20 protein-coding genes, 1 pseudogene and 1 riboswitch are annotated in these 12724 nt (G+C 57.1%); of the genes and pseudogenes, 11 read left to right on the forward strand and 10 right to left on the reverse strand.

Going from position 1 to position 12724, the window contains the following annotated elements; all coding sequences use genetic code 11:
* Positions 1–40: 40 nt before the first annotated feature.
* From MMS95_RS09250 to mntP, 5 genes and pseudogenes are all read left to right on the forward strand, one after another.
* A pseudogene (locus MMS95_RS09250) lies at positions 41–415 on the forward strand (PTS sugar transporter subunit IIB); the annotation flags it as partial.
* 56 nt (positions 416–471) lie between these two features.
* Positions 472–1272, forward strand: coding sequence for a PTS mannose/fructose/sorbose transporter subunit IIC (locus MMS95_RS09255; RefSeq protein WP_015378156.1), 801 nt, complete (start codon positions 472–474; stop codon positions 1270–1272).
* 15 nt (positions 1273–1287) lie between these two features.
* On the forward strand, positions 1288–2130 hold the full coding sequence (locus tag MMS95_RS09260) for a PTS mannose transporter subunit IID (RefSeq protein WP_015378157.1): 843 nt from the start codon (positions 1288–1290) through the stop codon (positions 2128–2130).
* A gap of 54 nt (positions 2131–2184) precedes the next feature.
* Complete coding sequence (locus tag MMS95_RS09265) at positions 2185–2643, forward strand: DUF986 family protein (RefSeq protein ID WP_004927610.1); 459 nt, start codon at positions 2185–2187, stop codon at positions 2641–2643.
* Positions 2644–2861: 218 nt separating this feature from the next.
* A riboswitch (yybP-ykoY riboswitch) is annotated at positions 2862–3049 on the forward strand.
* A gap of 7 nt (positions 3050–3056) precedes the next feature.
* On the forward strand, positions 3057–3626 hold the full coding sequence (gene mntP, locus MMS95_RS09270) for a manganese efflux pump MntP (RefSeq protein WP_004927615.1): 570 nt from the start codon (positions 3057–3059) through the stop codon (positions 3624–3626).
* 63 nt (positions 3627–3689) lie between these two features.
* Here the strand turns inward: mntP and rlmA are convergent, their stop codons facing one another.
* The gene (gene rlmA, locus MMS95_RS09275; protein WP_242141595.1) at positions 3690–4508 is read right to left on the reverse strand and encodes a 23S rRNA (guanine(745)-N(1))-methyltransferase; all 819 of its coding nucleotides are present in this window, start codon (positions 4506–4508) and stop codon (positions 3690–3692) included.
* A gap of 161 nt (positions 4509–4669) precedes the next feature.
* On the opposite strand from rlmA, the gene pgeF reads away from it, so the two are divergent.
* Positions 4670–5386, forward strand: coding sequence for a peptidoglycan editing factor PgeF (gene pgeF / locus MMS95_RS09280; protein WP_004927619.1), 717 nt, complete (start codon positions 4670–4672; stop codon positions 5384–5386).
* A 52-nt stretch (positions 5387–5438) separates the two neighbouring features.
* On the opposite strand, the gene cspE is transcribed toward pgeF, so the two are convergent.
* Positions 5439–5648 carry a transcription antiterminator/RNA stability regulator CspE gene (gene cspE / locus MMS95_RS09285; RefSeq protein WP_002221949.1) on the reverse strand — a complete coding sequence of 70 codons (210 nt, stop codon included), beginning with the start codon at positions 5646–5648 and terminating at the stop codon, positions 5439–5441.
* A 41-nt stretch (positions 5649–5689) separates the two neighbouring features.
* Positions 5690–5806: a DUF2627 domain-containing protein gene (locus tag MMS95_RS09290; RefSeq protein WP_002211058.1), complete on the reverse strand. Its 117-nt coding sequence runs from the start codon at positions 5804–5806 to the stop codon at positions 5690–5692.
* Positions 5807–6112: 306 nt separating this feature from the next.
* Between MMS95_RS09290 and MMS95_RS09295 the strand changes: the two genes are divergently transcribed.
* On the forward strand, positions 6113–6403 hold the full coding sequence (locus MMS95_RS09295; RefSeq protein ID WP_130054767.1) for a hypothetical protein: 291 nt from the start codon (positions 6113–6115) through the stop codon (positions 6401–6403).
* Between the two features lie 84 nt (positions 6404–6487).
* Here MMS95_RS09295 and MMS95_RS09300 read toward each other — a convergent pair whose 3' ends face one another.
* Positions 6488–7522 (reverse strand): MBL fold metallo-hydrolase, encoded by a 1035-nt coding sequence (locus MMS95_RS09300; RefSeq protein WP_242141596.1) that lies wholly within the window; start codon positions 7520–7522, stop codon positions 6488–6490.
* A gap of 219 nt (positions 7523–7741) precedes the next feature.
* Between MMS95_RS09300 and MMS95_RS09305 the strand changes: the two genes are divergently transcribed.
* Positions 7742–8032: a hypothetical protein gene (locus tag MMS95_RS09305; protein WP_015378162.1), complete on the forward strand. Its 291-nt coding sequence runs from the start codon at positions 7742–7744 to the stop codon at positions 8030–8032.
* Positions 8033–8072: 40 nt separating this feature from the next.
* On the opposite strand, the gene MMS95_RS09310 is transcribed toward MMS95_RS09305, so the two are convergent.
* The 3 genes from MMS95_RS09310 to MMS95_RS09320 all read right to left on the reverse strand — a co-directional run bounded on the left by MMS95_RS09310 (position 8073) and on the right by MMS95_RS09320 (position 10223).
* On the reverse strand, positions 8073–9434 hold the full coding sequence (locus MMS95_RS09310; RefSeq protein ID WP_015378163.1) for an amino acid permease: 1362 nt from the start codon (positions 9432–9434) through the stop codon (positions 8073–8075).
* Positions 9435–9609: 175 nt separating this feature from the next.
* Entirely contained in the window at positions 9610–9846 is a 237-nt protein-coding gene (locus tag MMS95_RS09315; RefSeq protein ID WP_004927680.1) for a DUF4060 family protein, read from the reverse strand.
* 74 nt (positions 9847–9920) lie between these two features.
* On the reverse strand, positions 9921–10223 hold the full coding sequence (locus MMS95_RS09320) for a phage protein NinX family protein (protein ID WP_004927682.1): 303 nt from the start codon (positions 10221–10223) through the stop codon (positions 9921–9923).
* A 170-nt stretch (positions 10224–10393) separates the two neighbouring features.
* Between MMS95_RS09320 and fos the strand changes: the two genes are divergently transcribed.
* Positions 10394–10801, forward strand: coding sequence for a fosfomycin resistance glutathione transferase (gene fos / locus MMS95_RS09325; RefSeq protein WP_015378164.1), 408 nt, complete (start codon positions 10394–10396; stop codon positions 10799–10801).
* A gap of 39 nt (positions 10802–10840) precedes the next feature.
* Here the strand turns inward: fos and MMS95_RS09330 are convergent, their stop codons facing one another.
* A complete protein-coding gene (locus MMS95_RS09330; protein ID WP_033640075.1) occupies positions 10841–11116 on the reverse strand; it encodes a YebO family protein in 276 nt (91 codons plus the stop codon).
* An 81-nt stretch (positions 11117–11197) separates the two neighbouring features.
* Complete coding sequence (gene mgrB, locus MMS95_RS09335) at positions 11198–11314, reverse strand: PhoP/PhoQ regulator MgrB (protein ID WP_019452853.1); 117 nt, start codon at positions 11312–11314, stop codon at positions 11198–11200.
* Between the two features lie 203 nt (positions 11315–11517).
* On the opposite strand from mgrB, the gene MMS95_RS09340 reads away from it, so the two are divergent.
* A complete protein-coding gene (locus MMS95_RS09340) occupies positions 11518–11751 on the forward strand; it encodes a YobH family protein (RefSeq protein WP_242141597.1) in 234 nt (77 codons plus the stop codon).
* Between the two features lie 40 nt (positions 11752–11791).
* Here MMS95_RS09340 and MMS95_RS09345 read toward each other — a convergent pair whose 3' ends face one another.
* Entirely contained in the window at positions 11792–12031 is a 240-nt protein-coding gene (locus MMS95_RS09345) for a DUF2766 family protein (protein ID WP_004927692.1), read from the reverse strand.
* Positions 12032–12215: 184 nt separating this feature from the next.
* Here MMS95_RS09345 and MMS95_RS09350 point away from each other — a divergent pair, with 184 nt between their 5' ends.
* Positions 12216–12428 (forward strand): YccJ family protein, encoded by a 213-nt coding sequence (locus MMS95_RS09350; protein ID WP_004927694.1) that lies wholly within the window; start codon positions 12216–12218, stop codon positions 12426–12428.
* Positions 12429–12724: the final 296 nt, after the last annotated feature.

The following is a 12724-nucleotide window of genomic DNA, read 5'->3' on the forward strand; positions in this document are numbered from 1 at the left end:
GATACAAGTCTCGTGGGCTCGGAGATGTGTATAAGAGACAGCTGCCGACCATGTGCGCAAAACCCTGCTGACCCAGGTCGCCCCGCCGGGCGTCACCGCCCACGTGGTGGACGTGGCGAAGGCTATCCGCGTCTGGAACAACCCGAAATACGCCAACGACCGCGTGATGCTGCTGTTTACCAATCCGACCGACGTCTGGCGTCTGGTGGAGGGCGGCGTGGATATTCAATCCGTCAATATCGGCGGCATGGCGTTCCGCCAGGGGAAAACCCAGGTGAACAACGCCGTTTCCGTCGATGAAAAAGATATCGAAGCGTTTAAGAAACTGAACGATCGCGGTATCGAGCTGGAGGTGCGTAAGGTCTCGTCCGACAGCCGGCTAAAAATGATGGACCTGATTAACAAACTCAATTAGTGGCGCCTGCCGCTGATTATTTTACTCAGAGCTTTTTTGGTCATAGGAGAAGTGCAATGGAGATCACCACTCTTCAGATTGTGCTGATATTTATCGTTGCCTGTATCGCCGGGATGGGTTCCGTCCTCGACGAGTTCCAGTTCCACCGTCCGCTGGTCGCCTGTACCCTGATCGGCTTCATCCTCGGCGATATGAAAACCGGCATCATTATCGGCGGTACGCTGGAAATGATCGCCCTCGGCTGGATGAACATCGGTGCGGCGGTCGCGCCGGATGCCGCCCTGGCGTCCATCATCTCGACCATCCTGGTCATCGCCGGCGGGCAAAGCGTCGGCGCCGGTATCGCCCTGGCCATTCCGCTGGCGGCGGCCGGCCAGGTGTTAACCATCATCGTGCGAACCCTCACCGTGGCCTTCCAGCACGCAGCGGACAGCGCGGCGGAGCGCGGCAGCCTGCGCGCCATCAGCTGGATCCATGTCGGCGCCCTGCTGCTGCAGGCGATGCGTATCGCCATCCCGGCGGTCATCGTCGCCATCTCGGTAGGCACCGCCGGGGTGCACGCCCTGCTCAACTCGATCCCGGAAGTGGTCACCAGCGGCCTGAACATCGCCGGCGGCATGATCGTGGTGGTCGGTTACGCGATGGTGATTAACATGATGCGCGCCGGCTACCTGATGCCGTTCTTCTATCTCGGTTTCGTTACCGCCGCCTTCACCAACTTCAACCTGGTGGCGCTCGGCGTCATCGGCGTGGTGATGGCCGTGCTGTATATCCAGCTCAGCCCGAAATACAACAAGTCTCAGGTTGTCCAGGCCGGCCCGGCTAACGCGAACGATCTCGATAACGAACTCGACTAGGAATAGGTGAGAGAAATGGTTGATACAACTGCTCAAAAGAAACTCACGCCGGCCGATATTCGCGGCGTATTCCTGCGTTCGAACCTGTTCCAGGGTTCATGGAACTTCGAACGCATGCAGGCGCTGGGTTTTTGCTTCTCGATGGTGCCGGTGATCCGTCGCCTGTATCCGGAAAACAATGACGATCGCAAACAGGCGATCAAGCGCCACCTTGAGTTCTTCAACACCCACCCTTATGTGGCGGCGCCGGTACTCGGCGTGACCATGGCGATGGAAGAGCAACGCGCCAACGGCGCACCGATCGACGACGCCGCAATCAACGGCATCAAGGTTGGTTTGATGGGGCCGCTGGCGGGCGTCGGTGACCCGATCTTCTGGGGCACCGTGCGGCCGGTATTCGCCGCGCTTGGGGCGGGCATCGCCATGAGCGGCAGCCTGCTCGGACCGATCCTGTTCTTCGTGCTGTTCAACCTGGTGCGCCTGCTGACCCGCTATTACGGCGTGGCCTACGGTTACCGTAAAGGGGTGGACATCGTCAACGACATGGGCGGCGGCTTCCTGCAGAAACTGACGGAAGGGGCGTCCATTCTCGGCCTGTTTGTCATGGGCGCGTTGGTCAACAAGTGGACGCACGTGAATATCCCGCTGGTGGTGTCCAAGATCACCGACCAGACCGGACATACCAACGTCACCACGGTGCAGACCATCCTCGACCAGCTGATGCCGGGCCTGGTGCCGCTGCTGTTGACCTTCGCCTGTATGTGGCTGCTGCGTAAAAAAGTCAATGCGCTGTGGATCATCATCGGCTTCTTCGTCATCGGTATCTTTGGCTATTGGATTGGCCTGCTGGGCCTGTAATCGTTCGAAACGGCCGGGGGGCAACCCCCGGCTTTTTTATGTGTGGAGCAAGAGATGTCACTGACCGACGCCGTACTGATGCTGTTTATCGCCCTGCTGTTGCTGTATTCGCTGTACGACGAATTCGGCATGGATCTGCTGAAAGGCAAAACGCGGCTCAAAGTGCCGCTCAAACGCCGCAACCGCCTCGACAGCCTGATTTTCGTCGGCCTGATCGCCATTCTGATTTACCGTAACGTCACCGCCAACGGCGCGCTATTAACCACTTATCTGCTTATTTCTTTGGCGCTGCTCGCCATCTATATTGCTTATATCCGCTCGCCCAAAATGGTGTTTAAAGCGCACGGTTTTTTCTTCGCCAATGTTTTTGTCGAATATAACCGCATTAAAGCCATGAATTTATCGGAGGACGGCATTCTGGCCATCGACCTGGAGCAGCGCCGGCTGTTGGTTCAGGTGACGCACCTGGATGACCTGGAGAAGATATACAATTTTTTCGTTGATAATCAATAAATAAGGGAAAATTAATTTTATTCTCGCTCAAACCTTGCGCTGCCTGTGGATAATTAATCGGCAGCGCCATTTCATTTCTGACTATTATTTCTGCAACATTGTTACCCGCGTCTACATTATATTCCCACATGAAATCAGATTAATGAAAACGAGTCTCAATTAAGAACAAAAATCGCGCCAGAATAAAGTTGTCGGTACCGGAAATAATATGGTATGGTTGCGCCGTCATTGGGGAGTAGCCGGTTTCTGGAGAATAAAACGCCAGAAACGCCCGTATCAACATACTCGTTTCGCCGTATGAAACGTGGTGCGGGCAGCCAGGTAAGGTTGGCGAGACCATAGACACGTAACTCCGTCGTTTGGTTGGGGGTGGGTTACGTGTATATGGAGCCACCCGGCCGAGGCTATTTCACATGAACCTTTCAGCAACGCTTATTCTCGCTTTCGGCATGTCCATGGATGCGTTCGCCGCTTCTATCGGCAAAGGCGCCAGTCTGCATCAGCCCCGTTTCCGCGAAGCGATCCGCACCGGCCTAATCTTCGGCGTGGTCGAAGCAATCACCCCGCTCATCGGTTGGGCCATCGGCCTGTTCGCCAGCCAATACATCATGGAATGGGATCACTGGGTCGCCTTCTCGCTGCTGTTCATTCTCGGCATGCGCATGATTGTCGAAGGGGTGCGCAACAGGCCCGACGAAGAAGAGAAGGTCAAACGCCACGGCTTCTGGATATTGGTGGCCACCGCTATCGCGACCAGCCTGGACGCCATGGCGATCGGCGTCGGTCTGGCCTTCCTGCAGGTGAACATCGTGCACACCGCAATGGCCATCGGCTGCGCCACCATGATCATGGCAACGTTGGGCATGATGATCGGCCGCTTTATCGGCCCGCTGCTGGGCAAACGCGCCGAAATCCTCGGCGGCGTGGTGTTGATCGGCATCGGCGTCAACATCCTGCTGGAGCACCTCGGCTACCTGGCCTGAGGCGACCGAACTGCAAAAAAAACCTGCCGCGGCAGGTTTTTTTGTTTCTGAGTTCAAGGCCCCTTAAGCGCGACGTCGGTACAACGCCAACACGAAATCCGTCTCGCACACAAACTCGCCGCCCTCGGCCAACCGCTGTTGCACCTCCGGCGTAGCGCGCCAGGCGAACGGCGTCATCTGCAGCAGATTGGCGGCCTGCGCGCCCGGTAGGGTCATCGTATAGGCCAGCGCCTCTTTGCGCTCGCAGTCGAATCCGTCGAACTGTTCATCCTGTTCGGCATGCAGCTGCACCTGCTGGTACACCTGCTCTTTCAGCTGGTACAGATGACGCGGGCCCGGCGACACCGTCAGCACCACGCCGCCCGGCTTCACTACCCGCGCCAGCTCCTCCGCCTTGCAGGGCGCATAAATGCGCAAGACCGCATCCAGCGCCCCGTCGGCGAACGGCAAACGGTGACTGGAGGCGACGCAGAACGAGACCGCCGGATAACGTTTGGCAGCGTAGCGGATCGCCACCTTGGCGACGTCCAGCCCATAGACCGTCATATTGCGCTTCTGTGCCAGCCGTGCGGCCACGGCGGCGGTGTAATACCCTTCCCCGCAGCCTATGTCCAATAACGCGCCTGCATCGGCCGCCAGCGCCGAATCCAGCCACTCGGCTACCTGCGCTTGCAACGGCTGATAATATCCACCGTCGAGAAACGCGCGCCGTGCCTGCATCATTTCCGCGCTGTCTCCCGGCTGCTTCGATCGTTTGTGCTGCACCGGCAGCAGATTCACGTAGCCTTCTTTGGCTTGATCGAACTGATGATTGCCGTCACAACGCCAGTGTTGTGATGAAAAATGCAGCGGTTGATGACACAGGGGGCAGTGATAAGACATGAATGGGCTTCCAGAAAGACAGGGCGCGGCTAGTCTAAAGAAGGCGTCGGCTTGATGCAAGGCGCATCCCCGCTCGCTTTCGCCGCCAACAACATCTGGTCAAGCGGGGAAAAAGCTGGCTACACTGAGAGTCTGTTTTCTCATGCAGGTGAACATAACTTATGAGCGATCGTTCCGCGCTGCTCGATGCGGTGCCCCACATTCAGCACGGCTTCGGCAGCAAACTCGCGCTGCTGCCCGGGCATCTGCTGCCCTACAGCGCCACGCTGCCGGAAAAAAAACAGGTGCACGGCACCCGTATCGTCGATGTGCTGCAGCCGGCGCAGGCATGCGGCGAGGCCGATGGTTTCTATACTCGCCAGCCCGGCATTCTGCTCAGCGTACTGACGGCGGACTGTTTGCCGGTGCTGTTCAGCCGCCGTGACGGCGGCGCCATCGCTGCGGTGCACGCCGGCTGGCGCGGGCTGCTGGACGGTATTCTGGAACAGATGGCAGCACGCATTCGCCAGGACGGCGACACCGCCGATTGGGTCGTCTCCATCGGCCCTGCCGCCGGCCCGTGCTGCTACGAAGTCGATGAAGCGCTGGTGGAGAGTTTTAAACAGCGCCTGCCGCTGCCCGCCACGCTGATCAGCCCGCATTACCGGCATCTCGATTTGGCCGCAATTGCCGAATACAAGCTGGCGGCGCTCGGCTTCGCCGCCGTTGACCGCGCCGGCAGTTGCACCATCTGCACGCCGGACGTCGACCCACAGCGGCCGCAGCGCTTCAAATACACCAGCTATCGCCGCAACAGCCACCGGCGCGCGCAGGATCCGACGCATCCGGGGATCAAAGGCCGCAACCAGTACGCCGGCATCATCATCGCCGCCGGATGACGGAAACGAAAAAGCCCGCGCGAAGGCGGGCTTTTTGTACAGCTGACGCTGATTAGATAGCAGTAACGTTTACTGCAGATGGGCCTTTCTGGCCATCTTGGATTTCGAACTCAACGTTCTGGCCTTCAGCCAGGGTTTTGAAGCCGTTACCCTGGATTGCAGAGAAGTGTACGAACACGTCTTTGCTGCCGTCAGCCGGGGTGATGAAACCGAAACCTTTAGACTCGTTGAACCACTTAACTTGACCTTTGATCTTTGCCATCTTGAGTATTTCCTTTGGATTGTTTAAACCGCCCGAGGGCGTTACATAGACAAACTAGAGTCGTTACTGCTTGAGGCACTAAGATAAGGATCGGCAGAGAAGCGGTATTCAACGCTAACGTCTTTACTCAGAACTTCTTTACTGAAAATGCCACACATATACAGAACTGTACCTCGTTTTACCCAGATGCGTTATCACATACTCTGTATGCGATGGCAAGCCATTTTTAATCACTGAACGACATGTCGCACATATTTGAAACGGTCGAGCGCAACATTTGCTTAAATAGGCCAAAAGATGTTGAAGCATCGGCTATTTTCTGCTTGCCAAAATCACTGCGCCAGACCCCGCATTCTGCTGGAGTTTTAACAAAACTTTCATCGTATTGACGCCTTTGCGTCTCATCATTTCCGCTTTTTTGCCGCTTATAGCGTTAAAAAATTTGAATCTTTATGGAATTTGATATGCAACATCTGAATATCGATGAACGGGGGCCAATTTATTCATCGCTCCTCCGACCATTTACCGCCGGAAAGCCCATTCCTCATCGGCTTTCCGCCCTGCCGCCAAACGGCGCGGGCGAGAACGGCGCACGGGTCGGCGGCAACGTCTCCACCCTGCACAACGGATGCATAAGCATGCAAAGCGCCGGCACATCTTCCGCTGCCTGTGGTTTCATCATAAATAATCCGAATGTCATTAACCTCAATAGCCGGAATAATCTTATCAATAACGAAAGTTCAACGTTGAATTAAATCCTGAAAATACGGGGGTTATTTGAATCACCACCCGCACTTATCAATTCTGCTAATTACAGCTGCGCTTTCAAACCATTGACTTTATTCATCCCGCTGCGCCGCCGGGTGATTAGGTAACGCAGGCGATGAGCCCTGCAACGCGATGCGCTCGCCAATCTTCAGCGGGAGGAATTGATGCTGCTCCAACCCCGCCTCGCTCAGGGCCAGGTTCAGCTGCTGCGGCGGTTCGTCCAGCGATTCATCCGCCAGTTCGAATACTCCCCAATGGATAGGAATGGCTCGCGGCTGATTCAGTTCGCGATACAGCGCCACCGACTGCTGCGGATCCATATGCTGCTCCTGCATAAACCAGCGCGGCGCATAGGCGCCGATCGGCAACGCAGCCACGTCGAACGGCCCCAGCCGTTGACCGATCTCCGCCAGCCGTTCCGAATAACCGCTGTCGCCGGAAAAATAAAACCGTAGCGCCGGATGGTGGATCACCCACCCGCACCACAGCGAGCGATTGCGATCCCACAGCGTGCGCATGCTCCAGTGCCGCGCCGGCGTGGCGTAGACCGTCAGCTCGCCCAGTGACAGGCTCTGCCACCAGTCCAGTTCATGCACCTTCAGCCGGTAGCGGCGAAACCAGCGCTTCACCCCCAACGGCACGATGAACTCGGCCTGTGGGAAACGCCGCGCCAATTGCCGCACCGTGCGCCTGTCGAGGTGGTCATAATGGTTATGGGAGATCAGCACCACATCCACCGCCGGCAGTTGCCCCACCGTCAACGGCGGCGGCGTTCTGCGCTTTGGGCCGTAAAAGCTCAGCGGCGATGCACGTTCGGACAATACCGGATCGATCAGGATATAGCGGCCACTCAATCGCAATAGCATCGAGGCATGCCCCAACCACCAGACGCTGTCGTCGCTGCCACTGAGATCGGCAGGTTGCCACCAGCGCTGGGTAAATTGCGCATAACCCTGCTGCGGCGGCCTGGGCAGCCCCTGTCGCTTGCGTTCATCTTGCCAACGCCGAAGATCGCCCTCCTGACGCCGCGAAGGTTCCAGGTTGCGAAATCCCTCCGGCGTATGATGCGCCTTGGCCGCGTCGTAATAACGGTTGATTCTTTTCATCCTGCCTTTTCTCCCGACCACAGCGCCCTGCACGGGCATGACTTTCAGTGTAACAAACCCGATGAAGCTCGCACTTTGTCAGCCGTGCGCTGCATCTCGGGACCTTTTGCCGTATGCTGTTGTCTCACTCCAGTGGAAAGCCAGGGCCGCCAAGAGCCCGTTAAGACTCTCTTAAGATCTTTGTGATTGACTTGTAGGGCATACAGAAAAGGAGAAGTTATGAGTCGTTCTACATCCCGCAAATCAGGCATCGGCCTGGGGCGTCGTATTCGCAGCGCGCTGCTCGCGCAGAAGCAATACTGGAAAATGTATTTCGCCATGAAGCTGCGCCGGCTGCGCGTGCCTGCACCGTTGGTGCTGCTGGGCGGTTCGCTGCTTGGGTTCTTCATGCTGACTCTGCTGATGCTCAGCGTAGTCGCCATCGACGTCATCAGCACCCTGCTGCTGCTGTGCCGGAAACTGCTGGGACGGGGTGACGGTGAGGGGCGCGCCTTTATGCCGCGCGGCTGACGAGAAGAGCGCGGAGGCGCAATACGCCTCCGCGCGCAGATTAACGCTTGGCGCCTTTGCGGCGCGTCAGCATGAACCCGCCCCACAGCACCGCAACCCATACCGGCATCAGCAACACCGAAATGCGGATCCCTTCGCTGAAATACATGATCACCAGAATCAGGCCGAGGAACGCCAGACACAGGTAGTTGCCGAAAGGATACCACAGCGCCTTAAAGCTGGGGATGACGCCCTGGCGGTTCTTGGCGGCACGGAACTTCAGGTGCGCCAGGCAGATCATCACCCAGTTGATCACCAATGTTGACACCACCAGCGCCATCAGCAGCTCAAACGCCTTGCCGGGCATCAGGTAGTTGATCAGCACGCCGATCGAAGTAATCAACGCCGACAGCGCGATGGACAGCACCGGCACGCCGCGTTTATTCACGCGCGTCAGCACCTGCGGCGCATTGCCCTGGCTGGCCAGCCCGAACAGCATGCGGCTGTTGGCATAAACGCCGCTGTTGTAAACCGACAGCGCGGCGGTCAAGACCACTACGTTGAGCACCGTTGCCACCAGATTGCTGTTCAGCGCATGGAAGATCAGCACGAACGGGCTGCCGCCCTCCACCACTTGCCCCCACGGATAGAGCGAAAGCAGCACGGTCAGCGAGCCGATATAGAAGATCAGGATGCGGTACACCACCTGATTGGTGGCTTTGGGAATGCTGCGGCGCGGATCGGCGGCTTCCGCCGCGGTGATGCCGACCATCTCCAGCCCGCCGAACGAGAACATGATCACCGCCATCGCCATCACCAGCCCGGAGAAGCCGTGCGGCATAAAGCCGCCCTGCTGCCAGAGGTTGGTGATGCTGGCCTGCGGCCCGCCGTTACCGCTGGCCAACAGCCAGGCGCCGAAGACGATCATGCCGACAATCGCCACTACCTTGATGATGGCGAACCAGAACTCGGTTTCGCCGTACAGGCGCACGTTCACCAGGTTAATCAGGTTGATCAGCACGAAAAACAGCGCGGCGGAGGCCCAGGTGGGGATCTCCGGCCACCAGTACTGAATGTAGATGCCGACGGCGGTCAATTCCGCCATGCCGACCAGAATGAACATTGCCCAGTAGTTCCAGCCGGAAAGGAAGCCGGCGAAATCGCCCCAGTATTTATAGGCAAAGTGACTGAAAGAGCCGGCGACCGGCTCCTCCACCACCATTTCACCCAGCTGGCGCATGATTAAAAACGCGATAAAACCGCCGATGGCGTAGCCCAGCAGCACGGCGGGGCCGGCCATTTTAATGGTTTGCGCAATGCCGAGAAATAAACCGGTACCGATGGCGCCCCCGAGGGCAATAAGCTGTATGTGTCTGTTTTTTAAACCGCGTTTTAGCGGAGTATCCTGATGCTGACCGCCCATCTTATCCTCATATGGCGTATACCCTTGCCGCTATCGGCCAAGATTTCACCAATCAATAAATGTATCTGCGGGCGGCTTTTTAACACTTAACCCCGTGAGCATCAAGGAGAAGCGCCCCGAGACGGCAGGCCGGAGCGCGATTTTTTTACCGCGAGAAAGCGGATAACGGCAGCGTTTAGCCAGGCATACCGCACAGTTTGGTCAGATTGCGCGCGCCGATCATCAGCGTGGCGACATAAGATTGGCTACGCGTGACCACTTCCACCGCCACGCGATCGTTTTGATATTTTATCAGGTAGGTCGAGGGCCAGCCCTGACGGCGCTGGCCGAAGCTTTCGGCATGACGATCGATCGCCGCATGGGCAATCACCAGATGAGACAAGTTTTTATCACCTTTGATAATGCGCTTCATAAACAGCCTCCGCCAACGACAGCTCTGTTATTAGAAAAAGGAGAAACTCTTACCAATCACCGGTATTGTTCGACTCAGTTAGCCTGTCGGCTCATCAGGAAGCAGATCATCGCCGCGCGCAGCGGACTGGCGCTGTCCGCCTGCCATTCACCGCCCTGAGTGCTCATGCGCGCCTGCCACTGCGGGCTGTCGCTTTGGTTATCGGGGTTCAGACTGATTTTGTTGGCGCAAATGATCGGCCAGGCATCGGAGGGATTCTTGCAGTAATCTTTACCTTTCACACCACCGTAGGGATACCACTTGTCCGGGTTCTCTCCGGTCAGCAGCGCAATGCTGCGGTTCACTTCGGCATCGCTTTCTTCGTACCATTTAATCATCGGCTTCATCCATCTTTCGTAAGGTTCGCGCTACATTACGATGTCTGTACGACAGTTTTATGACAGCGCTGCCGGTTTTCACATTATCTCTACTAATGCTTTGTGCCCTTTATCTTTCCTTAGCGCCTGCGTAAACTTTTCTCCCTGTTCAGCGCCCGGAGTACGCATGCATGTTGACCGGCCTTAACCATCTGACGCTCGCCGTCAGCAATCTCGATCGCAGCTTCGATTTTTATCGTCATCTGTTGGGATTTATCCCGCACGCCCGCTGGCAAGGCGGCGCCTATTTGTCGTTAGGGCCGTTGTGGCTATGCCTGTCGCTGGATGAAACGCGCATGCAACAACGCGAGCGCGATTACACCCATTACGCCTTCAGCGTCGCGCCGGAACACATTGAGCAGGTCAGCGAGCGGTTGCGCCAGGCCGGCGTCGAAGAGTGGAAAAGCAATCGCAGCGAAGGCGAATCACTCTATTTTCTCGATCCCGATGGGCATCAATTGGAGATCCATGCCGGCGATTTGGCCAGCCGCCTGGCGGCATGCCGGGAAAAGCCGTATCAGGGCATGGTGTTTTACTGAGGCGCCCCGGCGACGCTGCCGTCGGCCGGGGCATCATGCTCAACGTTCGGGGATGAAACCTTTGAAATCCAGCGCGGGGTTGAGATCGTCGTCAGCAGCAGCGGCGCCGTCTGCGCCGGCGCGGTGCGCCATACGCTTCAACAGCGCCGTTTGCTGGCGTTGTTGCTCGGCAATCTCCTGCAGCAGGCGAATCTGCTCATTGGCGCGCACGCTGGCGCGGTTCACCAGGAACCAGACCCACAGCCCGGCCAGCAACGCCACGGCGGCGAGGGCCAGCGACAATAGGCCGTTCTGGCCAAAACCTAAATCGTACATGGACAACCCTATCTACTGCGAAATTCAGGCCGCCATCTTAACACTCGCGGCGGCCGTGCGAACATCCCTGCCAAAAATTGCTTACCAGGGCACGAAGCGGGTCACCGAACAGATGCCCAACGCAAAATTTCCACCATCGTCGCAATAGCTGTCCAGCGCCAGCAGGTAGAAAAACAGGCAGGCAGCGACGGCCGTCATTATCACGAGGATTTTTTTTCGCAACAAATTTAGCAGCCTCATTGTTATCTTGGTAATCTATCGCGCATGTTATCACAGCGAAGTTAAACGAAGTTTAACTTTCCGTTTAGATTTCTGGCTATCGCCCGGTTTTCAGACTGTTACCCTTGCCCTCGCATAGGCGCCGTGGCTAGATGAACCCTCAGGGATAACGAGGAAATACGATGAGCAAATTGATTAAGTGGGTATTGGTGTTGGCGGTCATTTACGGCGGCTTTTTGATCTCGGGCTACGGCGTGCTGATCGGCAGCAACAAAAACGTTGGCGGGTTAGGGTTGCAGTGCAAATACCTGACGGCGCGCAACGTGGCGATCGCCCAGTACGTGAATGGCGACAACGGTTTCATCGGCGTAGCCGACTGCCCGCTGTTCAAGAAAATCGTAACGGTGGTGGATTAACCGCCACCGCCCGACGCCGCCGCTTTGCGGCGGCCCCGCCTCAGTTGCGGGTAAACTTCATCTCGATCAGCGCAATCGCCTTGTCAATCGCTCGGCGGGTCACCGGATCGGCGCCGGCAGGATGCGTGGAGAAATCGATGCTTTTGAGCTGACCCGCCATCTTGTCGCGCACTTCGGTCGGCGCAATCACGTCGATAACGTCCAGAATCTGTTTGATGACCAGTTGGCAAGCGACCAGATCGGAAGCCAGTTCCTGCTCGTTGCTCAGCATGTCAGACATAATAAATTTCCTTCTTGATTCAAACGCCGCACAGAATAGCATGGCGTCCGCGCCATTGCCCGCACTCCCCGTCTTTTTCCCCATTCTGCGCACCGGCGGGCAAAAGCCTGCGGCGGATTGGCCTATACTTGCTGCATGGCGGTGGTAAAAACCACCCGCAAGCCACAACCAACAGGAGAAAGTTATGGCGAATCACAATGTGAAATCCTGGGCGACAGTGCGTGAAACTTCGGTGGAAATCGCCGAAGCCATTTTTGAGCTGGCAGGGAACGATGAAGTGTTGGCGCAGAAAATCTGGGAAGAAGGCAGTGATGAGGCACTGGAAAAGGCCTTTGCCAAAACCACCGCCGACCAGCTTTATTGGGGAGAGGAAACCGTCGAGCGGAAAAACGTTTGAGCGGTTACGCAACAAAAAGCCCGGGTTTCTGACCCAGGCTTTCCCGATTAGCGCTCGCCCCGCTTAGCGGCGTGCATATCTTCTTGCTCTCACGGTTCTTCACCTCCCACACCTTCCGCATTCTTCATGCTCATCACCGGCGTCGCCATAAAAGCGCCGACGCCCACGATTACAACCAGAGTAATAATCACTGTCATTAACATGCGATCACCCCATCAACGTTGAGTTGTTACGGCTGACTCTGTTTTGGCGGTTCTTGCTGCGGCTTTCTTTGCGTCCCCCACCGCGGCGGCGAC

The organism is Serratia sp. PGPR-27, from assembly GCF_022678525.1.
Lineage (GTDB): Bacteria > Pseudomonadota > Gammaproteobacteria > Enterobacterales > Enterobacteriaceae > Serratia > Serratia nematodiphila.